The organism is Vibrio sp. SCSIO 43137 (assembly GCF_028201475.1).
GTDB lineage: Bacteria > Pseudomonadota > Gammaproteobacteria > Enterobacterales > Vibrionaceae > Vibrio.
Map to the genome: position 1 here is coordinate 197,666 of NZ_CP116384.1, position 20,590 is coordinate 218,255.

Genomic DNA, 20,590 nt, shown 5'->3' on the forward strand with positions numbered 1-20,590 from the left:
AGTATATTGATGGCCGGAGATGACACTTAGTTTACAAATAGATAACAATTCAAAGACAGTTGTTTCAAAATGTGTAAGCGTAGATAAGCTATTGTGTTTATGGGTTTTATTACGTATCTTCATCTGATTGGCTGCAAAAATAAGAGAATTGATATGAAGTATCCCGCCCCGTTAAAGCAAGGGAGTACTATTGCTGTTACTGCTTTTTCAGCCGGTATTGCCGAGCAACATCAAGCCCGTTTTCAGGTGGTGACTGACTACCTGCGCTCAAAGGGTATGAAAGTGGTTATTGGGGGTTGCCTCTATGGTCAGCACAAGCATGTTAGTGCGTCAGCCAGACAAAGAGCGGATGAACTAATGACTTTCCTTCTTGATGACTCTGTGGACGCCATTTATCCCCCGTGGGGTGGCGAGATTGCCATGGAGTTATTGCCGTTGATCGATTTTGAACGGTTACAAAATGTCAGACCAAAATGGTTGCTGGGCTTTTCGGATATCAGTACACTTTCGGCCGTTTTCACTGCCAAACTGGGTTGGGCAACGGCACACTGTTCAAACCTGATGGATTTATCGCCGCAAGCTGCGGACGGCTTAACAGAAAACACCCTAAACCATATGGCGACGGAAACAGGGCAGGCATTCAGGCAAAATGCACCTTCTATGTATGCCAGCCGCTGGCCGGATATGGCAAATAAACCACTAGAGGCCATTAATCCGGACAGAGAGACCTGCTGGAAGTGGCTGGTAAAACCTGAATCAGGAAATAGGATTGAAGGCAGGCTGATAGGTGGTTGCTGGGATACTCTTCATCATCTGTTTGCCACTGAATATCTTGATATTGCAGGCCTAACGCAGCGCTACCCTGAAGGTGTGGTGCTTTATCTTGAAAATGCAGAAATGCCACCTCCGGAACTGGTTCGCGCCATTCTGAATATGAAATTCAGAGGCGTCTTTAACAACCTGAATGGATTGCTATTGGGAAGAAATGCGGCACAAGATCCTGATGATTCGAATGCGCTGAGTTACAACGAGGTTTTGCAAAGCTACCTGTCAGATCTCGCTATTCCTGTGATGACGGATCTGGATATCGGCCATAAGCCGCCTAACCTGACCTTGATAAACGGCGCTATGGCGAAAGTTGAACTCGATCAGATTGGTACTATTGAACAGTGGCTGGTGTGATGGGGTTAAGTTTTGATGAGTAATACATAAGCCTGAACCCGTATCAGGTTCAGGCTGGCAGAAGTTACTGCTGCTTATAAACAGTTTTTCCTTCAAACAGAGTTTCTATAACCTGAGTTTCACCTATATCTTCTGGTGCGATGGTGAAGATATTCTGGTTCAGAATCAGCATATCGGCTGATTTGCCCACTTCGATAGAACCGCTGTTTTTCTCAATGCGCTGTGCCATTGCTCCGTTGATGGTATACATCTTCAAAGCCTGTTCTATGGTAACGCGTTGTTCCGGCCATAGTGTTTCATCTGCCCTGAGTCCGTTTGGATCTTTGCGGGTTACCATAGACTCCATTGCTTTCCATGGGTTAACGTCAGCAGATACCGGCCAGTCAGAACCACCAGTCGGGTTTGAACCGTTGTCAGATAAAGTTTTCATTTCGCAGTTTCTGGTTGCACGTTCTTTACCTAAAATCGCTTCAAGCCCATTCTGAATCGGGCTCGGATACCAGAAAATAGGTGAGAAGTTTGGTATAACATCCAGCTCAGCAAAGCGGGGGATATCTGCAGGATCAACGATACAGGCATGAGCTATTTCGTGTCTCAGGCCGGAGTTTCCTCTTATCTTTCTGACTTTCTCTACGGCGTTGAGCATAGTTCGCGCAGCCCGGTCGCCAACCGCATGAACTTGCGTGGTATAGCCCTGCTCGTCCAGCCAAATCAAAGTAGTTGCCAACACTTTCTCTGAGTAGTTTAGTGTGCCGAGAATTTCCTTTTCCGCAGGATTATAAGGAGCGAGCATTGCTGCCGTTTTCGTCGGCGGAATACCATCTAACGACATCTTGGCAAAACCGGCGTTCAGGTGACCGCTGCTTGGCTTCGTCATTTTCAAAAAAGCGGCCTGTTTTTCTTCCTGACTCATGCCGCTAGCCGAAGGCCAACCCCATGAGAGCGCAACATTGGCGGTGAGTTTTCCTTCATCATCCAATTGCTTCCACGCTTTATACTCTTTATCAAAAACATAAGAATCTTTAACGCCGATAATACCAACTTTGTTTAGCTCATTAATGGCATGTTGTGCGGCCAGTTTGTAATCATTCGCAGTGCGGGACGGAGCAGCATCGCGTACGGCACCACCCGCTTGTTCAAGAAAAAATCCACTTAGAGACCCATCTGATGTTTTAACGACCAAGTCTCCATATTTTTCCGTAGATGAAACCGTTGCTCCAGAAAGACGGATTGCTTCGCTGTTAGCCCAGATGTTGTGGTGGCTAAAGTCGGTCAGAATAACAGGTCGTCCTGCTGAGGCTCTGTCTAAACGGGCTAAACTCTCTGCACTAGCTTCATTCAGAAGCTCTGCACCCCAACTGCCACCCTGAATCCAGTTTCCTGCTGGAATGGTAGCAGCACATTTTTCAACAGCAGAAAGGATTTCATCAAGACCGGCTTGCTGGGAGAAGTTGCATTCGAAAAGCAGTTTTTCCCCGGCACCTACCGGATGGATATGGCTATCGTATAACCCAGGGACGACGGTCTTTCCTTTTAAGTCAATAACTTTGATATCATCAGCTTTGCTGATAGCAGCGAGTGCTTCTTTGCCGACATAGTTGAATTTACCGTCTTCAATGATTAGAGAGCGGACGTACTTTCCGTTGCCTGAACCTGTATAGATGTTTCCGTTGATATAGGCTTTAACTCCGGATTCCGGCTCTGCTGAAAACACCGTTAGCGGTGTGGCAACCACAGCGGTGAGAGCAGAGAGCAACAGTGGCTGTATAATTTTACTCATGTTCAGTGACCTTGTATTGTAAGCAGTGGTTTCAGGTGATTAGTCAGATTCCTTAAACCTTTAAACTTAAACTTTGATAAAAGCTGGCTAAGACAGCGTTAACAGGTAATATAGTTGACCTGTCAACAATGTTGCAACAAAAGTAATTGATAAGTCAACTAAGTTCTATGTAAAGGAAAGTAAAGTGAGTCCAAGAAAAGATCCTATAAGCAGGCTGGTTTCCATTTTATATCGGCAAGAATTGAAAACGGTCAGCCATCTTCTTGAGCAGCACGGTATTTCGTTTTCTCAGTTGCCGTTTCTGATGGAGTTATACAGCCATCAGGGGATTACACAGGAGAAGTTGGTCAGCAAAGTACAGGTGGATAAAGCGATGGCCACGCGGGTACTAAAGCAGATGGATGGCAAAGGTTTTATTACCAGAGAGCGGAACCCCGATGATGCCCGCTCTAAGCTCGTTTACCTGACTGGAGAGGCAGAAAAACTGAAACCTGAACTACTCAAGATAATAGCCGACTGGAATGATGTTCTGACTCAGGGGATTACTGAAGAAGAGATTGAAGTGGTCAAACGAGTTAACCGTAAAATGATAGAAAACGTCAAACAGAGATACGATAGTAAGTAATTCGAGCCGGTGTCAGGGAACAGAAATTGCGGGTAGATAAAATTAATCAAGGCACTGATCCGAAAACAATAAGTTACCACTTAAAAAGCATTTTCAAGCTAGTTGGGTATAATACGCTGAAACGATTAAGTACAGAAATTAAGGCTCCGCAATGAAAACCAATAAAGTGGTCACCATTACTCTTAACCCTGCATTAGATCTTACCGGAAGCTTAGATAGCCTGAATACCGGCTCGGTTAGTCTGGTCAATGAAAGCGATTTTCATGCAGCAGGCAAAGGGGTCAATGTGGCTCAGGTGTTATCTGATTTAGGTGCCAAGGTCACTGTTACCGGGTTTCTTGGCCGTGATAACCAAGAGATGTTTTGCCAGCTGTTCGACACAATAGGCGCTACTGATGAGTTTGTCCGTATCGACGGAGCAACACGGATAAACGTTAAGTTGGTTGAGTCGGGTGGCAAGGTGAGTGATATCAACTTCCCCGGTATCAGCGTTTCCGCTCAGGCCATAGCCGACTTTGAACATAAGTTACTTCAGTTAGCGGAAACTCACGACTATTTTGTGCTGGCCGGAAGCCTGCCAAATGGCGTTTCCCCTCAGCAGTGTGCCAAGTGGATTGAGCTGCTTAAGTCAAAAGGAAAGAAAGTGCTGTTTGACAGTAGCAGAGAAGCTCTTAAAGAGGGGGTTGATGCTGCGCCATGGCTGATCAAACCCAATGAGGAAGAGCTGTCTGCTTTTGCCGGCAGAACACTGAAGACGATGACGGATTGTCAGCCTGTTGCCGAAGCACTGGCAGAGCAAGGGATTGAAAATATCGTAGTCTCTATGGGGGCAGATGGCGTGCTCTGGTTAAATGAAAACCGTTGGCTGAAAGGGACACCACCAAAGATGAAGGTAGTCAGCACGGTCGGGGCTGGTGATACTTTGGTTGCTGCGCTCTGTTGGGGACATATGCAGCTACTGGACAGAGAAGAGTTAGTTACTTTTGCTACCGCTTTATCAGCTTTAGCGGTATCGCAGGTAGGGGTTGGTGCAAAAGACAGAGCCGCCATTGAGGCAGTAAAACAGCAAGTTCAGGTTTCAGCGTTATAGCCTCAATTATCTCATTAGCTGTTGCAAAATATGAAGCTCCGCCGCGCCATTTCTGGCGCGGAGGGTTTGTTTATCGCTCTTTCCCTGATAACAAATCGGCCTGATGACAAAAGAGAGTTATATATTTAGTATTTCATATCAGTGCATATCTGCTATTGTTTAGCTTCTCGGCTTTAAGCGTCTATTTGTTAATCATTCTCTTCACAATAAGGACATACGGTGCATTCTTCCCAACGCCACTCATGGCAGACACCCCGGAATTTTCTGATTCTGATCTCCATCATAGTTCCTATCGCTTTCTCCAGTTGGAATGCGCTGCTAAACAACTTTGTTATTGAAAAAGCCAACTTTACCGGTGCTGATATCGGCCTGTTGCAGAGTGTGCGGGAGATACCCGGTTTTCTCGCCTTTACCGTGGTGTTTGTACTGCTGTTTATCCGCGAGCAGCGATTTATGATTGTATCACTGGGCATGCTTAGCCTTGGTACGGCACTGACAGGCTTTTTTCCTTCGGTAACCGGCCTGCTCTGCACCACCTTGCTGATGTCTGTCGGTTTTCACTATTTTGAAACCCTTAAGCAGTCACTGTCACTTCAGTGGCTGACGAAAGAGGAAGCACCTGAAACGTTAGGCAAGCTGATTTCCGTCGGAGCGCTAGCTTCTCTTTGCACCTATGCCGGTTTATGGGTGCTGCTGGAGATTTTTGATGTGGGATACACCTGGGTTTATGTACTGGCCGGTGGTTCTGCATTTTGTATTGCCATGTTTATGGCGTTCGCATTCCCTGTGTTTGAGTCCCATACGGCACAAACCAAAAAGCTGGTACTGAAAAAGCGTTACTGGCTCTACTATGCCCTTACCTTTATGAGTGGAGCGCGCAGGCAGATTTTCACCGTATTTGCCGGATTCCTGATGGTTGAGAAGTTCCACTACTCGGCGGCCGATATTACTTTACTGTTTCTGATTAACTATCTGTTTAACTGGCTGTTTGCCAAAAGAATCGGCCAATTTATCGGCCGGGTTGGTGAACGTAAGGCGCTGATTTTTGAATATGTAGGTTTAGCCATGGTGTTTACCGGCTACGCATATGTGGAATCGGCAGAGTGGGGCGCAGCTCTGTATGTGATTGACCATCTGTTCTTTGCGCTGGCACTGGCAATCAAAACCTATTTCCAGAAAATAGCCGATCCGGCGGATATGGCGTCGACCGCCGGTGTTTCATTTACTATCAATCATATTGCTGCTGTGGTAATTCCGGTTACCTTCGGTGCTATCTGGCTGGTGTCACCAACAGCGGTATTCCTGCTGGGTACGGCAATGGCGCTGATCTCCCTGTTGCTTTCACTGAACATTCCAAGGCATCCGACGCAGGGCAATGAAGTAAGGTGGTTACAATGTCAGTAACAGAATTAAAGTTAGCATTCTGTCCGTTATGCGGACAGGAATCGTTAAGTAAAAGTGTGTCGCCAAGTATCAGGTATCAGTGTGATAAGTGTGACTTTGTGATGTTTCAGAACGTTGCGGCTGCCGTAATGGTGGCGGTTTGTTATGGCGATGAGATTCTGGTGGCAACCCGTGGCAGAGAGCCGGGCAAAGGCTTGTGGGATCTTCCCGGTGGCTTTGTTGACCCTGATGAGACGCTGGAGCAGGCTGTAGTACGTGAGCTGCATGAAGAATTGGGGTTAGAGCTGAAAATTGATCAGGCTGAATATCTGGCTTCAAACCCGAACACCTATCCATATAAGGGCATCGTCTATAAAACCAATGATACGTTTTTCAGGATTGTACTGGATGCAAAACCTGAGCTGGTTGCACAGGATGATGTGGAATCGATTGAATGGGTTAAGCTAGCAGATCTGGATATAGAGCGCTTTGCATTTACTTCTGCGAAAAGCGCCATTCAGACTCTACAGTCTTTACGCTGAATTTTTCTGAACAGTAGATAAAAAAACCGCCACATTACGTGGCGGAAATAAAGGTAATGATGAATGGAGTTACATTGAACCTAGTTCGTTAGCGGTCAGGATGGCTGCAAGAACCAACTCTGGTGTTACTTCAAATGGCATGTTGTGAATGGTTTCACCTTCTGCACAAGATGCTTCTGCTACTTCCAGTAGTTTATCGCGATTGATTTCCGTTACGCCCATCATCTTCAGGTTAGTCGGCAGACCAACAGAGCGGCAGAAGTTGATCACTTCTTCAATCTCTTCCATTGGTGCATTTTCCAGAACCAGCTGAGTCAGGGTACCGAATGCCACTTTCTCACCATGATACAGGTGGTGACACTCTTCCAGCTTAGTCAGGCCGTTGTGAATTGCGTGCGCTGCCGCCAGACCTGAGCTTTCAAAACCGATACCTGAAAGATAAGTGTTTGCTTCAATGATGTTCTCTACTGCTGTGTTAGACAGGTTTTGATCACAAGCGATCTTCGCTTTTAAGCCGTCAGCAATCAGTGTTTCGTAACACAGTTTTGCCAGCGCCTGAGCAGAACGGGTCGGAGCACCGCCAGCCATTGTAGATTTGCCTGAGATACCGTTAGCACGCGCTTCAAAGTAAGTAGAAAGCGCATCACCCATACCGGCAACCAGTAGGCGGGTAGGTGCACCAGCGATAATCTGAGTATCCATAATAACCATGTTAGGGTTGCTTGGATAAATCAGGTACTCAGAGAATTCACCTTCCGGTGTGTAGATAACAGAAAGAGCACTGGTTGGTGCGTCAGTAGATGCAATAGTCGGAACAATAACCACTGGAATCTTGCTGTAGAAGGCGATAGCTTTTGCTGTATCCAGAGTCTTACCACCACCGATACCAACGATCACTTCAGCGCCCTGAACTTTGGTGATTTCCATCAGACGCTCAATTTCCGGACGGCTACATTCGCCGACAAACTCGGCCATTTTCAGTTCAACGTCCGCTTCCACACAGCTTTGAGAAACAGTTGAACCAACCAGCTCAGTTACGAAGCTATCTGCGATAGCCAGAACATTGGTTCCCAGTGGTTTTACATATTCACCGATTGAGCTTAGTACGTTTGCGCCTTGTACGTATTTTCCCGGTGAAATAATGATTTTGTCCATTTTAGACCTCTTTGAATATGTGTGCGTAGGATTGTTCATTTTATGTAATCAGTTATTTGGTAATGCTACAGTGATCAATGACTCATTTTGAGTATATCTGTTGTTATGTGTATGATTAATTTTGATACCACTCACGGTAAACGTTGCCAATGTTGGAATAGTTACAAAAAATGACATATGGTATTTCGAAAGGTTAAAGTATCAACAGTTATATCTGTCCTATTTATCTAATAACAGTGAAGTGAATGTGATGAAAAAATTAATCAATGAAGTGGAAAACGTGGTCTCCGAACAGGTCGAAGGGCTGGTGTTGGCTAACCCGGAATTAAAGTTAGTGACTGACCCATATTTTATTTATCACGAGAAAAGCAAAGGTAAGGTTTCGCTGGTCTCTGGTGGCGGTAGCGGTCACGAGCCTCTGCATGCGGGTTTTGTCGGTAAAGGTATGTTGACAGCAGCCTGTCCGGGTGCCGTATTTACTTCTCCGACACCGGATCAAATGATGGAGTGCGGTAAGGCGATTCCAAACGAAGAAGGCGTACTTTACTTTATAAAGAACTACACAGGTGACGTACTGAACTTCGAAATGGCAGTAGAAATGCTGCATATGGAAGGCATTAAAGTCGGTTCTGTTGTTATTGATGACGATGTGGCTGTAAAAGATTCCCTATATACCGCTGGCCGCAGAGGCGTTGCTGCAACAGTTCTTATCGAGAAAATCGTTGGTGCTGCTGCTGAAGCAGGAAAAGACATCGCTTATTGTGAAGCGCTGGCAACCCGCCTGAACAACCGTGCACGCTCATTTGGTGTTGCGCTATCAGCTTGTGTGGTTCCGGCTAACGGCAAACCATCTTTTGAACTGGCAGACGATGAGATTGAGTTCGGTGTTGGTATTCACGGTGAGCCGGGTATCGAGCGTCGTTCATACAAAGATGTTGATACCACTACCTCTCAGATGCTGGAAGAACTATTAGGTTCAGAGCCTTACAGCAGAACACTGAAAACATGGGATCGTGAAGAAGGCAGCTGGCTGGAAACTGAGCAAACTACAGAAGCATTCGCTCAGGGTGATGAGCTGATTGTACTGGTCAACGGCCTTGGCGGAACACCGGAATCAGAGCTGTTTGGTGCTTACCGTAAAGTTCATAAAGAGCTGGAAGCGGCTGGCTTCAATATTGCCCGTTCACTGGTTGGTAACTACTGTACTTCCCTGAACATGGAAGGCTTCTCTATCACGTTGCTGAAAGCAGACAAAGAAACCCTTGAACTGTGGGATGCTCCGGTAGAAGCACCGTCTCTGCGTTGGGGTTGCTAATCATGTCAGAAATTACTAAAGCTCAACTAATTACCTGGTTAACTAACTGTAGTGCGGTTTACTCAGAAAACCGCGATATGCTGACAGAACTGGATGCGGCCATTGGTGATGCTGACCACGGTTTAAATATGGACAGAGGTTTTGCTGAAGTGGCAGCAAAAATACCGACGGTTGCCGACAAAGACATTGCTAACGTATTTAAAGTGACAGGCATGACTCTGCTGTCAAAAGTTGGCGGCGCTTCAGGTCCGCTGTACGGCACTCTGTTTATCCGTGCTGCAACAAAAACAGCTGGTAAAGAGAGCCTGACACTGGCTGAGCTGGTGGATGCACTGCAAGCAGGTGTAGACGGCGTTATTGCCCGCGGTAAAGCGGAGCCGGGTGACAAAACCATGTGTGATGTCTGGTGGGATGTTATCGCTGCTGCCCGTACTTCACTGGAAAACGATGAAACCGTGTCTGCTGCTCTGGCAACCATGGCTCAGGTAGCGGAAGCCGGTGTTGAAAAAACAATACCGATGTTAGCGAAAAAAGGACGCGCCAGTTATCTGGGCGAGCGTAGTGTCGGTCATGCTGACCCGGGTGCTACCTCAGCCAAGCTGATGGTTCAGGCCTTAAACAATGTAGTAAATGAGGCATAAGTAATGGTAGGTATCGTTGTTGTATCACACAGCGAAATGCTGGCAGATGGTGTTGTTCTGCTGGCAAACCAAATGACTCAGGGCCGTTGCAAAATTGCAGCGGCCGGAGGCATTGATGACCCTGAAAATCCAATCGGCACCGATGCCGTGCGGATAATGATGGCAATTGAAGAGGTTTATGAAGAGTCTGGTGTGGTTGTGCTGATGGATATGGGCTCTGCCCTGCTGAGCACAGAAATGGCACTGGAACTGATTGACCCGGAAATGGCTGAGCACGTTGCTTTGTGTTCTGCACCTATTGTTGAAGGCACCATGGCAGCTTCAGTTGCAGCGTCTGCCGGGCTACCCCTTTCAGCTGTACTGGAAGAAGCGGCAGGGTCACTCTCTGCAAAACGTGAGCATCTGGGTGAGGAAGAAGAGACACCCGCGGAAAATGAAGCCGTTCAGACCCTTGATCAAGCCATCGAGTTTGAGTGGACAGTACTGAACCCACACGGATTACATGCAAGACCAGCCGCCGCCATAGTGAGTGAACTGGCTGGTTTTGAAGCTGAGCTACGTATTGAAAAATCCGGGCAGCAAGTAAATGCGAAAAGCCTGAATGCCATTGCCAAGCTGGGTGTTAAGTTAGATGACACTATAAAGCTGTTAGCTTCCGGCAGTGATGCCATGACAGCTGTTGAGGCGTTTAAGGCACTGGCAAACAACCACTTTGGTGAAGATGTTTCTGCTGCTGGTCATGAAGCTGCTGAAGTTGAAATCGCGGACGTGGTTCAGATTGAAGGTGCTATTGCAGGCATACCAGTTTGTGACGGTATTGCCATTGGTACCGTTCTGGGACTGGAAAGCGCCATGCCGGAAGTACCTGAAAGGACATACACTTCTGAAGCGGAAGAGTGGAGCCTGTTCTTAAATGCAGTTTCAGCTGTACTGGCCTCCCTTAAAGAGCAGGAGCAGGCGGCGACAAAATCTCTGGGTAAAGAGCAAGCCGATATTTTTGCCGCTCACGCCATGATGATTGCTGACCCTGAGTTAGCCGATAAGGTAAAACAAGAGATTAAATCCGGCTCTATTGCAGAGCAGGCATTGATGACGGTCATGATAGCGCAGGCGAAAGAGTATGCTTCGTCTGACAGCGAATATATGAGAGAGCGCGAAGCGGATATATGGGATGTGACCAAGCAGACTATGTATTGCTTTGACGGAGCAGCGGAAGAAGTTATTGAGTTAACGGATAACTGCATCATAGTGGCTAATGATCTTTCTCCGGCACAGACCGCACAGCTTGACCCTGAAAAAGTTGCCGGAATCTGCCTTGAAGCTGGTGGCCGCACATCGCACAGTGCCATTATTGCCCGTGCAACGGGTATTCCTTGTATCGTGAAAGCGGAACAGGTACTGAAAGCAACAGAAAATGGTCAGCAGGTAATACTGGACGGCGCGCGGGGTCACTTGTGGCTGGCACCGGATCAGCAGACGCGGGCACGCCTTGAAGATGAACGCAGTAACTGGTTGCTTGAGCAGCAGGCGAAGAAACAGCAGGCCAGTAAACCTGCCATAACCAAAGACGGTTTACAGGTTGATGTGCTTGCCAATATCGGCGGACTTAAAGATGTAAAAGCAGCGCTGGAAAATGGCGCAGAAGGTGTCGGTCTGCTGCGTACCGAGTTTATCTTCCAGTCTGGTGATACTCTGCCGACAGAAGACGAGCAGTATCAGATATACAGTGATATCGCTACTGCCCTTGAAGAGCGCCCGCTGACCATCCGTAGCTTAGACGTCGGTGGTGATAAACCTCTGCCGGCTTATCCTATGGCAGAAGAAGAGAACCCTTTCCTTGGTTTGCGTGGTGTCAGGCTTTGCCTGTCGGATCAAAAGCTGTTTAAGCCTCAGATTAAAGCGGTGCTAAGGGCTGCTAAAGAGAATGCCAATATTCAGTTAATGATCCCTATGATTGCTGAAGTTGAGGAACTGCTGGCGGTTAAACAGCTGATTGCTGAGTGCCGTAGCGAACTTAACCTGCCGGAAAGTGAGTACCCGATGAAAACCGGTATCATGATTGAAGTACCTGCTGCGGTACTGAACGCAAATGAACTGGCTAAGGAAGCAGATTTCTTCAGTATCGGTACTAATGACCTAACTCAGTATGTAATGGCGGCTGACAGAGGCAATACCTCAGTGTCTGACTTGGTAAGCTATAACAAATCGGCAGTGATTGCCGCGATTGAACTGACCTGTAAGGCTGCTAAGCAGCAGGGCATTCCGGTAAGTATGTGTGGTGAGATGGCTGGTGATACAGAAGTATCTGAAATGCTTATCCGCCTTGGCGTACATAAGCTAAGTGCCAGTGCTTCATTACTTCCGGGATTAAAAGCCCGGATTAGGGAAGTGACTATTAATTAACAGGGATTTTATTGGGTTCCCTGCTCGGGAATACTACCCGGTAACTTCATGTTTCCAGACCGTATATTGTATGCGGTCTTTTTTTATTTCTTTAATGTAATTAAATTACATTTTCGCTAAGGGGGGGAATTAGTTAACCCAGCTTAGGCTCATAACCAGAACAAATGTTGCTGTAACTGCGAACATAGCTGCCAGAGCGGCGATTTCAGTTAGCGTCTCTTTTAGCTTAGAGTTGGTTTCTGTAGTGTTGATTTGTGAAGTTAATACTGAACTCATAATTGTACCTTTTTTGTTTTGTTGATGATGCTCACAATTATGTTTGCTAGCGTGACTTAAGTCAAATAAAAATGGTAATAAAATTACCAGTTCGGACAAAAGTAACCAAATTAAGCTTTCGTTCCAGAGTTTGTGCTGTTTTTGTCCTCGCTCTCATGTTCTACGTGGGAGTGTATATCTGAGCTTGATTTTAGTGGGCATTAGCTGACATTTTCACTTTATCTTAGGCTTCGGTTTCGCCCCTGCCCGGGCGAGTAACTTTTGCCAACAGCTGCAAAAGTCACCAAAAGAGCCGTAGTTTTCTCTGTTGCTTTGACTTCTTCATGTACGTTTTGTAACTCGCCTTTCTAGCGAAAGGCTCAGACACGACAAAACTGAATGAGCTTGGAAGCACTCGCTCCCGAACGGGAGTGAAACCTAAATTGACACCTAACCCCATAAAAACATATGCTTACTCCGCACTGGCAAAATCCGGTGCCGGAATTAGACCTCCGACTATTACTCACAGTACATAGAGTTCATTTTTCTGAATACATCTATGTGCGGCTTGGTTGTACCTGAAATTTAAGAATTGGTCTGAAAACTGAACAATTCCTACGAATTATGGTGGGCTGAGCGGGGCAACCTTCGGGTTGGCCGTCTTGTGAGTACGGTAGGTCTAACCCTGTTCAGTTCACCACCCTAAGATTAGACCCTTCGAGTGGTGAGTATTTTTAAGTCATACTCACGGAGGTCAAAATGACCCAATCCAATCAACCACAGCCTGATTTCTATCAGCAAGTCGAAGACTTTATCCTTAACACTATTGGTTCCGATATGGACAAGAATCAGGAACTCAATAACGAAGTTCGCCTGTTTTTGCTAACCCTGCTTAATCACCATAAAAAGCAGGAAGGGGAGTAGATAGGTAACTCCTGAAATTGAATAAGCATTTCCATGGTTGTGGAAATGCTTTTTGGTGTATTTGATTTTTGAAGTGCCCCTTTAAAGCTGGAGAGTGTTAAGAAGCCATCGCTCCCATGTTTTACGTGGGAGTGTATACCTGAGCTTGTTTTAAAAACTAAATCTATCCCAAACCCACCAGATATACATGTCTTGGAACGACTGCTAATTGACAGCTAAACCCAATAAAACATATGCTTACCCCGCACTGGCAAAATCCAGTGACAGGATTAGACCCCTGAAAAATAACTACCGGCGTATAGATGCCAGCTTTTTGCTGGTTTATTTGTATGCGGCTTCGGCGCATCTAAACAAAGTGATATTGCATGATTAATCGGCAATAACTTGAACAATGGTGGGCTGAGCGGGGGCGCTTCGGCGCGCCGTCACGGTAGTGCGGTAGGTCTAACCCTGTTCAGTTCACCACCCGAAGATTAGACCCTTTGAGTGGTGGTTTTGATTGCAATTCACTACCGGAGGTCTACATGACCCAATCCAATCAACCCCAGCCTGATTTCTATCAGCAAGTCGAAGACTTTATCCTCAATACTATCGGTTCCGATATGGACAAGAATCAGGAACTCAATAACGAAGTCCGCCTGTTTCTGCTAACCCTGCTTAATCACCATAAAAAGCAAGAAGGGGAGTAGAGAGGTAACTCCTGAGAGTGAACAAGCATTCCCATTGTGGTGGGGATGCTTTTTGGTGGATTTGATTTTTGAAGTGTGTGCCCTGAATAGCCGGTTCTATTGGTTGGCACAACTCTTCCTAAGATAATGCGCAGGCTCGTTATTATGTGATGGCAGAATACACAATATGATGTATGTGCTTTGTTTTCTAGTGACTTATGGTAATTTGTTGAAAAGTCAGGTAGACGGAAAAATGAGCCTGCTTGTTGTTTAGAATGTTATGTGTTTTGGGATATCGAGTATATAAATGGAAGCTAAAGATTGGATTACTATCGTTTCTGTATGTGTCGTTGTTATAGGTTGGTTTGCTAATAATCATCTCAACCGAAAACACGAAATCGCTAAAAAGCGACTAGAATATCGCCTATCAGCTTTAGAATCATTTCTACCTGTTTGGTACATATTTCAAAAATTTCCAGCACCATTCAAAGAAGATCCAGAACTGTTAAAAAAATTGGAAAATGCTCGTACTCAGATTAATCTTTACGGGCAACAAGATGAAATAGATGCAATGGAACTATTCATAAGCCATATTGAAAAAGGTGACACTTCAGCAGGCAGTAAAAGTATTCATGCACTTATTACCTTAATCAAAAATAGGATTCGAGCTGAACTAGGCTTAAACACATAACAAAGCCATCACAAAGTGAAGGAACCAAAGTGAAGGGTCAGACACTTTAAGAGCGGGAATGCTTGTCGGTGGTTTTGTTATTTTAGGTGACCAATTACAGTTGGTGCTTATTGAGTGGATTTGCTCTATAGCCTTATAAAAAATAGAGGCTTATTGCATCTTTTTAATGTGGTTCTTTTGATTTTTGAAGTGTGTGTCCCGAATAGCTCGAATAGTTCTTACAAAGCCAGCCTCGATTGCCAGCAAGCTGGCAGATTCGTTTTACTCGCCCGTGCTGGCAGGCGTTAGGTAAATTTGTGAGCCATTTAATTCCAAAGAAAGCAGCCCTACTAGTAAACATACCTAGTGATAGAGCTCGATTCATATCAGGAAATAGAAATGCAACTCCACAAATCGGAGATGTAGTTCAACTAGATCAGGGGTTCACTGACGAAAGTGGTAAAGCCATGGTGCTTGCCTACAAAATCGGAGAAGCTGGAGATTTCGAATGGGAATTAGAAGTGTTTGAATCTGAGCTGGGCCCTGAGATAGAACAAGGGGATTTCTAAATGCAGTTGAAAGAGAAAGTAATGAATTCGAAGTATTTATTACTCAATCCACTAGCCAATCACCTAATAAGCGGCATCAATACTGGCCCTTTGGGTCTGAACTCCGTAACCTGAGGTTGCTCCGCCGTTGTGCCGGGCGTTATGTTTCACAAACAAGGTAGATATGAAGAACATAGAATATCCAGTCGGAGCCGCTTTTATCTCATTAGTGCTTACTTGTTTTGGAGCAGGATTCTTCTTTGGTTCTAGTAAGCTAGGAGAAGCATTAAGTGGTTTAATACTCTCCATATTTTCAAGTTACGTCTTTTTCTTTTTAACGGTAACTCTTAAAGATCGCTCCGAGAAAAAGAAAATAATGAACATTATTCATCCTAAACTTGAACGCATGGTCTCAAGCTTGGATGTCGCTATTCATAATTCAATCTTGTTTCCAAACCAATCTTGCCGACCGATGCCTAATGCAAATAATCTTATGGCTGAAGACTTGGAAAACTTAATAGATGTGGACGCTCTAAATATACCGTTGAAAGGGTTTAGGTCTTTTTATTATCAATATGATGTGCAAGCAGAAACGTATATAGATCAATTGATTTTGGATACTACATTGCCATTTGAGTCTCAATTGGAAGATATTAAACCTTACTACTATATGCTTGACCATGACATTGTCAAAATTCTTACAGACATTGAGAACTCACCGTACTTGAATTTCTCCGGTCATCGCCTGAAATATGACAAGTCTTTTGTTTTTGATAAGCAAATATTTATAGATTACTGGTTGCTAGTAAAGAAGCTAGAGGCGTATGTTGAGGTAAAGTGGCGTTAAGTGAATAAATTATGAACTGGGAACCAATTTCAGAAGTTAAACTTTGGGACAGTATAAATGATGCGATTGATCGCATGAGCCTCGAACAAAGAAAAATCTGGGAAGTTATAAAAATTCACCCAGAAAAATGGCAACAAGAGCCTTGGGGCAATGAAGGCAAAGGGTTCTGGGTTGTAGCCATAATTGGTAGCAATGTTATTTGGTTTAATGACATCGAAGATGGTTACAACCAATCAACATATACCAATTACGGGACTATTAAAGAGTATTACTGCAATCAGGATGAACTCGAGTATGCAGTACAAAATGTCATTAACATGCTTAAAGATGGTTATGACTCTGCGAGTCGTGCAGGAGCGCCGCAACCAATTGTTTAAAGAAATGAAGTGTGTGTCCTTGTTCGCTCTTGGTCTTTTAGTGTCTTACGGCAAGTTGATGAAAATTCAGGCAGACAGGAAAACGAGCCTTTCTGTTATTTAGAATGTTAATTTTCTTGGGAGAAATCATGGAGTTTCCGAAGTTTAAATACCACCCAGATCCGATTTCCACAGGTGCAGTCAAGTAAAGCACTGAAGTCTGTGAGTGCTGTGAAGAAGTCAGAGGCTTTGTATATGCTTCTAGTCTATATGCTGAAGAAGAAATTGAATTTATTTGTCCTTGGTGCATCGCAGATGGTTCAGCAGCGAAGAAGTTCGATGGTATGTTCTCAGATGATTATCCGTTGCAAAAAGCAGGGGTATCTGAAGAGGTAATCTCTGAAGTGTGTGAAAGAACACCGGGTTATAACTCCTGGCAACAAGAGGTATGGCAAACCCACTGTGGAACAGCTTGTGAATTTCATGGTGACGCCGAGAAAGAGGAGCTGGTTGAGCTGGAAGGTGAAGTGCTAGAGAAGTTCCTTCAGACAGAAATGATAAAACCTGACGTATGGCAAAATATCCTCAAGCATTATGAGAAAGGTGGTAATCCAGCCGTCTATAAGTTTAAGTGCTCGGATTGTTCAGCAGTTATTTACACTATGGATTTTACGTAGCAAATGAAGGGGCAGGCAGCTCAAGAGCGGTTTAAGAGTGATATGCAATACATGGCACTCTTACTATAGTGCTTAAGGTGCTCAGTGGCTGCTTCTGTATTGCGTTGCTCACACTTTAATAGGTCGTTGGACATCAGGTTTCAAATGGTAATGTATGGTAAGAATTACAGGTAAAATTAGGGTTACTGGAGATAAAGATCTTCCTGTATGGTCGATTGCACATTATTTGGATCAAACATCGTCCAATTATAATAAGTTGATGATGATATCAAGGATGTGTGAGTTAACGGCGGAAGATATAGATCAAAAAGACTTCTTGATTTCTAAAGAGTCGATAGATGTTTTTAGTGATAAAGGTGTTCAGTTTGGCGTATTTAAAGAGCATCTCGATATCAACTTAGATCGTAAAGGGGATGATCCAAGTAAGTTTTGGAATATTCTTCGAACGTACAAACGTCCGGTAATTTACTATCGCTCTGAAAATAACGTTATTCCAGTATTCGATCCAGATGGTCAGTATAAGTTCAAGGTTACTAAACTTGAGGTTAACTCTCCTCCAAGTTTTGATATCACTGGTTTTGTCGGTGGGCTGGCTGAATTGATCACCGCTGGTCGTAATGATCGGCGTGAAGAACGACGTTTACAAATTGATGAAATTGAAGCTGAAAATAGAATATTAGGTCAAAGGGCTCAGAATCTAGAGCGTCTTGCGACGGCTTCCGCTGCATTGAATAAAGAAGGTGTCCATGCTGGAATTAAACGTTATGCAGAACTTGAAATTAATCACATTATGGACGCTCAAGCTAGGCTCAATAAGAAAGCATCAATCAACTCATTGAATGTTGATGTTTGATGTTCATCAAAGCACTTAAGAGTGATTCGCAATAAGTAGCATTTTTACTATGCGCTGCATCCAGTGTTTAAGATGATTAGTGGCGGCTTATGTGTTGCGTTGCACACCTTAATAGGGTGCTCTGCGTGTTTATATAGCTTGGCAATGAGGTAACAATGCATATATATAGATACAGATCTTCAGGTTTGCTGACGATTAAAGAATTAATGTATGACGAGTTGTATTTTGCATCGCAAGCGGAGCTTAACGATCCTGTAGATATGCTTGCTAACTTTAAGTTTTTTTCTGGTGAACAAGAAATATGGCAGAAAACTGTACTCCAACTAACTGGAAATGAAAAAGTAGCTGAATTGGCAGCAACGTACTTAGATTCAATTTGCACAATTAGTTATCAGGAACTATTGAGCTCTTATGAAAAATATGGGCAAGCGATGATTACTTACATCGCTGCTAGTCTAGGTGCAAGGGAGAATTTTTCTACAATACTGGTTGCGCTATACAATAATCTTCAAAAGTTGTTAGAGGTTTATCGTCCGAATACAGGTTACTCGGTATCATTCGCAAAAGCGAATGACGAAATGTTAATGTGGTCACATTACGCTAGCAGCCATAAAGGATGTTGTTTTATCTTCCGCCCTGTTAATAATGCTATCCATCAATGTCACATACGATCTAGAGATTCAATCGAGGTAACTAAAAATTTCAGTTGTGGTATGCCAATTGAGTTAGGACTCAAAAATATTAATTATTCATCAGATGTTGATGCTATGAGTGGATTTACACTTTTTCCTAGTGCATATACCGGACTCAAATTCGAAAGTGAAGAGCTACGGTTGAAGTTCCACTCAGACAAAGAGAATCAGTTACTAATAAAGAATCCATGTTGGGAGTATGAAGAAGAAGTTAGACTATTACTTCATCAACCAAGTCGGTGGGTTGATGGTGAGTCCGAGTTTTCACCGTTTCAAAGGGTTTTTCATTATGACTCAAGTCAGTTAGTTGGGGTTATATTTGGTGCAAGCATGTCGAATGTAGACAAGGCCAATATCAAAGAAATCCTTGATATGAAGCTGGATTCAAGAAGAATATCAGAGCGTAAAGGTAAGCAATACATATTTGATTTTCTTTATCAGCAAGCTTCTATCTGCCCTAGTTCTCGGAAAATTCAAATCCAGAATCTAGAGTTAGTTTCGCATGGGGCTAGGTACACGCCTCAAAGCTCTAACTTTAATGAACACTATATAAAGTGGTTGTTGGGTGCAGGAATGACATATGAGGACGGTACAATGTCTTATGGCTCAATAAAATAATACAAAAAATGAAGAGACAGGCATTTCAAGAGCGCTTTTAGGAGAAATAATGAACAAGCATATGGAACATTCATCTTTTCGTGAAAAGCTCATCGAACATTTGCTTGTTGGCGAATTACTTAAGTTGTCTTGGATAAAAGATGACTGCGCGTTAGAAGTTGCGAAACCAGATGTCGACAACAGCGGCTACGATATAGTTCTCGAAGTACACAAGGCTATCAGGCATGTGCAACTCAAAGCATCATATATTGGTGGAAAAACAAGTCGGCAAAAGATACACACAAAGTTAATGGATAAGCAGTCAGGATGCGTTATTTGGGTGTATTTTGATGAAAACACGTTGAAGTTAGGTCCATTTTTGTTTTTTGGCGATTCAGCAGGGAAGCCGCTTCCAAGCATAGATACCGCTAAAGTCGCAAAACACGCTAAAGGTGATCAATATGGAAACAAAACTGAAAGACCTAACATTAGAGAGCTCAATAAGGGTCAGTTCCAGAAAATTGAAACCATAGAACTCTTATATGACAAACTATTTAAGCTTGAAGCCTAACAAGCAAGGACAAGTGTCGTGTAGCCAACACTTCTTCTGGGTGTTGTAAAAATGAAGAGACAGGCACCTCAAAAGCGAGTAAAGGGAATAACGGAAAAGCCTTAATTGCTAGCCGCTAGTATTTTGTGGAGTGTCACACTGCTCAAGAACTCCTCAGCTATTTCAGCCATAGGTATGCATTGCGACGCGGAGCATCGCAACGAGTCGTTAGGGTGGTACTGATTGATTCTGAGTTGAGTGAAATAAAGCATATAAAGAGACAGACACTTCAAGGGCGTTTCAATGTTGATCTGGAATAGCAGAGATTTTTGGCACTAATTTATGTACAGCTTTAATACTAAATTTACTGGCACTAATGCAGAACTAATTAGCTTTAAAGAGTTTAAGTTGGCGATATACAGCCTGAAAAATGCTGGCTTACTTTCTGTTGAGGAAATTTCGGGTTACGAATACCCGAAGAACTACTATAAAGCCAAAGTAAAAGATTCATCTGGCAGTTTTAGCATTTATGCAAATTGCTACACTGGTGAAGTTGGTTTCGGTGAAATCACTAATAACTCGCGGAATTTCGTTGAACGAGCAGAGTTAGCGCAACAACTGGGAAAGCAATATACCGTACTCGGGCCAGACATCTTAGCTAGCCCGGTTACAGAGTGTTGTTTTTCAGACTTAGACGCTTCGGTAAAGAAAGAAGTTAAAAACTGGCTCCCTGAAACTATAGGTGGCTTACTATTTTGCTGGTATTTTGATTAACGGTTTGTGCCGGTATTCAGGTATTTCGAGGATAGACACCACAAAGTTAGTGCAATAAAAAAG

General features: G+C 44.1%; 21 protein-coding genes and 1 pseudogene. 19 read left to right on the forward strand and 3 right to left on the reverse strand.

All coding sequences use genetic code 11. The features are described 5' to 3' along the window. Positions 1-153: 153 nt before the first annotated feature. Positions 154-1,182 (forward strand): S66 family peptidase, encoded by a 1,029-nt coding sequence (locus PK654_RS16695; protein WP_271700107.1) that lies wholly within the window; start codon positions 154-156, stop codon positions 1,180-1,182. 64 nt (positions 1,183-1,246) lie between these two features. Here PK654_RS16695 and PK654_RS16700 read toward each other — a convergent pair whose 3' ends face one another. Beyond that, positions 1,247-2,962 carry an amidohydrolase gene (locus tag PK654_RS16700; protein WP_271700109.1) on the reverse strand — a complete coding sequence of 572 codons (1,716 nt, stop codon included), beginning with the start codon at positions 2,960-2,962 and terminating at the stop codon, positions 1,247-1,249. Positions 2,963-3,146: 184 nt separating this feature from the next. Between PK654_RS16700 and PK654_RS16705 the strand changes: the two genes are divergently transcribed. The 4 genes from PK654_RS16705 to PK654_RS16720 all read left to right on the forward strand — a co-directional run bounded on the left by PK654_RS16705 (position 3,147) and on the right by PK654_RS16720 (position 6,602). Continuing rightward, positions 3,147-3,587 (forward strand): MarR family winged helix-turn-helix transcriptional regulator, encoded by a 441-nt coding sequence (locus PK654_RS16705; RefSeq protein ID WP_271700111.1) that lies wholly within the window; start codon positions 3,147-3,149, stop codon positions 3,585-3,587. A gap of 151 nt (positions 3,588-3,738) precedes the next feature. Beyond that, entirely contained in the window at positions 3,739-4,677 is a 939-nt protein-coding gene (pfkB, locus tag PK654_RS16710) for a 1-phosphofructokinase (protein ID WP_271700113.1), read from the forward strand. Positions 4,678-4,896: 219 nt separating this feature from the next. Then, positions 4,897-6,081: an MFS transporter gene (locus PK654_RS16715; RefSeq protein ID WP_271700114.1), complete on the forward strand. Its 1,185-nt coding sequence runs from the start codon at positions 4,897-4,899 to the stop codon at positions 6,079-6,081. Continuing rightward, the gene (locus PK654_RS16720) at positions 6,072-6,602 is read left to right on the forward strand and encodes an NUDIX domain-containing protein (protein ID WP_271700116.1); all 531 of its coding nucleotides are present in this window, start codon (positions 6,072-6,074) and stop codon (positions 6,600-6,602) included. Before PK654_RS16715 ends, PK654_RS16720 begins: the two co-directional genes overlap by 10 nt. Before the next feature lie 69 nt (positions 6,603-6,671). Here PK654_RS16720 and PK654_RS16725 read toward each other — a convergent pair whose 3' ends face one another. After that, a complete protein-coding gene (locus PK654_RS16725; RefSeq protein ID WP_271700118.1) occupies positions 6,672-7,757 on the reverse strand; it encodes a glycerol dehydrogenase in 1,086 nt (361 codons plus the stop codon). A gap of 250 nt (positions 7,758-8,007) precedes the next feature. On the opposite strand from PK654_RS16725, the gene dhaK reads away from it, so the two are divergent. From dhaK to ptsP, 3 genes are read left to right on the forward strand one after another with little or no spacing between them, the layout of a single operon-like run. Continuing rightward, positions 8,008-9,072, forward strand: coding sequence for a dihydroxyacetone kinase subunit DhaK (gene dhaK, locus PK654_RS16730; protein ID WP_271700119.1), 1,065 nt, complete (start codon positions 8,008-8,010; stop codon positions 9,070-9,072). A 2-nt stretch (positions 9,073-9,074) separates the two neighbouring features. Further along, positions 9,075-9,713: a dihydroxyacetone kinase subunit DhaL gene (gene dhaL / locus PK654_RS16735; RefSeq protein WP_271700121.1), complete on the forward strand. Its 639-nt coding sequence runs from the start codon at positions 9,075-9,077 to the stop codon at positions 9,711-9,713. 3 nt (positions 9,714-9,716) lie between these two features. After that, positions 9,717-12,116 (forward strand): phosphoenolpyruvate--protein phosphotransferase, encoded by a 2,400-nt coding sequence (gene ptsP / locus PK654_RS16740; protein ID WP_271700123.1) that lies wholly within the window; start codon positions 9,717-9,719, stop codon positions 12,114-12,116. Positions 12,117-12,245: 129 nt separating this feature from the next. Here the strand turns inward: ptsP and PK654_RS16745 are convergent, their stop codons facing one another. Further along, entirely contained in the window at positions 12,246-12,392 is a 147-nt protein-coding gene (locus PK654_RS16745; protein WP_271700124.1) for a hypothetical protein, read from the reverse strand. A 738-nt stretch (positions 12,393-13,130) separates the two neighbouring features. On the opposite strand from PK654_RS16745, the gene PK654_RS16750 reads away from it, so the two are divergent. The 11 genes and pseudogenes from PK654_RS16750 to PK654_RS16800 all read left to right on the forward strand — a co-directional run bounded on the left by PK654_RS16750 (position 13,131) and on the right by PK654_RS16800 (position 20,527). Then, a complete protein-coding gene (locus PK654_RS16750) occupies positions 13,131-13,295 on the forward strand; it encodes a hypothetical protein (RefSeq protein WP_271700126.1) in 165 nt (54 codons plus the stop codon). Positions 13,296-13,819: 524 nt separating this feature from the next. Continuing rightward, positions 13,820-13,984 carry a hypothetical protein gene (locus PK654_RS16755; RefSeq protein ID WP_271700126.1) on the forward strand — a complete coding sequence of 55 codons (165 nt, stop codon included), beginning with the start codon at positions 13,820-13,822 and terminating at the stop codon, positions 13,982-13,984. 286 nt (positions 13,985-14,270) lie between these two features. Next, positions 14,271-14,654, forward strand: coding sequence for a hypothetical protein (locus PK654_RS16760; protein WP_271700128.1), 384 nt, complete (start codon positions 14,271-14,273; stop codon positions 14,652-14,654). 296 nt (positions 14,655-14,950) lie between these two features. Further along, the gene (locus PK654_RS16765) at positions 14,951-15,202 is read left to right on the forward strand and encodes a hypothetical protein (protein WP_271700130.1); all 252 of its coding nucleotides are present in this window, start codon (positions 14,951-14,953) and stop codon (positions 15,200-15,202) included. Between the two features lie 163 nt (positions 15,203-15,365). Next, positions 15,366-16,028, forward strand: a complete 663-nt coding sequence (locus tag PK654_RS16770; protein WP_271700132.1) for a hypothetical protein — start codon at positions 15,366-15,368, stop codon at positions 16,026-16,028. Positions 16,029-16,039: 11 nt separating this feature from the next. Continuing rightward, on the forward strand, positions 16,040-16,405 hold the full coding sequence (locus PK654_RS16775) for a hypothetical protein (protein WP_271700134.1): 366 nt from the start codon (positions 16,040-16,042) through the stop codon (positions 16,403-16,405). 203 nt (positions 16,406-16,608) lie between these two features. Then, positions 16,609-17,061: pseudogene (locus PK654_RS16780) on the forward strand (CbrC family protein); the annotation flags it as partial. 154 nt (positions 17,062-17,215) lie between these two features. Next, positions 17,216-17,914 carry a hypothetical protein gene (locus tag PK654_RS16785; RefSeq protein WP_271700135.1) on the forward strand — a complete coding sequence of 233 codons (699 nt, stop codon included), beginning with the start codon at positions 17,216-17,218 and terminating at the stop codon, positions 17,912-17,914. A gap of 155 nt (positions 17,915-18,069) precedes the next feature. Then, positions 18,070-19,224 (forward strand): DUF2971 domain-containing protein, encoded by a 1,155-nt coding sequence (locus PK654_RS16790; RefSeq protein ID WP_271700137.1) that lies wholly within the window; start codon positions 18,070-18,072, stop codon positions 19,222-19,224. Between the two features lie 49 nt (positions 19,225-19,273). After that, positions 19,274-19,774 (forward strand): hypothetical protein, encoded by a 501-nt coding sequence (locus PK654_RS16795; RefSeq protein ID WP_271700138.1) that lies wholly within the window; start codon positions 19,274-19,276, stop codon positions 19,772-19,774. Positions 19,775-20,095: 321 nt separating this feature from the next. Then, positions 20,096-20,527 (forward strand): hypothetical protein, encoded by a 432-nt coding sequence (locus PK654_RS16800; RefSeq protein WP_271700139.1) that lies wholly within the window; start codon positions 20,096-20,098, stop codon positions 20,525-20,527. Positions 20,528-20,590 lie beyond the last annotated feature (63 nt).

What these genes read in the sequence shown, in the direction of transcription:
- PK654_RS16695 (WP_271700107.1), top strand. Translation starts at nt 154, where the DNA reads ATGAAGTATCCCGCCCCGTTAAAGCAAGGGAGTACTATTGCTGTTACT.
- PK654_RS16700 (WP_271700109.1), bottom strand. Translation starts at nt 2,962, where the DNA reads ATGAGTAAAATTATACAGCCACTGTTGCTCTCTGCTCTCACCGCTGTG.
- pfkB (WP_271700113.1), top strand. Translation starts at nt 3,739, where the DNA reads ATGAAAACCAATAAAGTGGTCACCATTACTCTTAACCCTGCATTAGAT.
- PK654_RS16720 (WP_271700116.1), top strand. Translation starts at nt 6,072, where the DNA reads ATGTCAGTAACAGAATTAAAGTTAGCATTCTGTCCGTTATGCGGACAG.
- PK654_RS16725 (WP_271700118.1), bottom strand. Translation starts at nt 7,757, where the DNA reads ATGGACAAAATCATTATTTCACCGGGAAAATACGTACAAGGCGCAAAC.
- dhaK (WP_271700119.1), top strand. Translation starts at nt 8,008, where the DNA reads ATGAAAAAATTAATCAATGAAGTGGAAAACGTGGTCTCCGAACAGGTC.
- dhaL (WP_271700121.1), top strand. Translation starts at nt 9,075, where the DNA reads ATGTCAGAAATTACTAAAGCTCAACTAATTACCTGGTTAACTAACTGT.
- ptsP (WP_271700123.1), top strand. Translation starts at nt 9,717, where the DNA reads ATGGTAGGTATCGTTGTTGTATCACACAGCGAAATGCTGGCAGATGGT.
- PK654_RS16745 (WP_271700124.1), bottom strand. Translation starts at nt 12,392, where the DNA reads ATGAGTTCAGTATTAACTTCACAAATCAACACTACAGAAACCAACTCT.
- PK654_RS16750 (WP_271700126.1), top strand. Translation starts at nt 13,131, where the DNA reads ATGACCCAATCCAATCAACCACAGCCTGATTTCTATCAGCAAGTCGAA.
- PK654_RS16755 (WP_271700126.1), top strand. Translation starts at nt 13,820, where the DNA reads ATGACCCAATCCAATCAACCCCAGCCTGATTTCTATCAGCAAGTCGAA.
- PK654_RS16760 (WP_271700128.1), top strand. Translation starts at nt 14,271, where the DNA reads ATGGAAGCTAAAGATTGGATTACTATCGTTTCTGTATGTGTCGTTGTT.
- PK654_RS16770 (WP_271700132.1), top strand. Translation starts at nt 15,366, where the DNA reads ATGAAGAACATAGAATATCCAGTCGGAGCCGCTTTTATCTCATTAGTG.
- PK654_RS16775 (WP_271700134.1), top strand. Translation starts at nt 16,040, where the DNA reads ATGAACTGGGAACCAATTTCAGAAGTTAAACTTTGGGACAGTATAAAT.
- PK654_RS16785 (WP_271700135.1), top strand. Translation starts at nt 17,216, where the DNA reads ATGGTAAGAATTACAGGTAAAATTAGGGTTACTGGAGATAAAGATCTT.
- PK654_RS16790 (WP_271700137.1), top strand. Translation starts at nt 18,070, where the DNA reads ATGCATATATATAGATACAGATCTTCAGGTTTGCTGACGATTAAAGAA.
- PK654_RS16795 (WP_271700138.1), top strand. Translation starts at nt 19,274, where the DNA reads ATGAACAAGCATATGGAACATTCATCTTTTCGTGAAAAGCTCATCGAA.
- PK654_RS16800 (WP_271700139.1), top strand. Translation starts at nt 20,096, where the DNA reads ATGTACAGCTTTAATACTAAATTTACTGGCACTAATGCAGAACTAATT.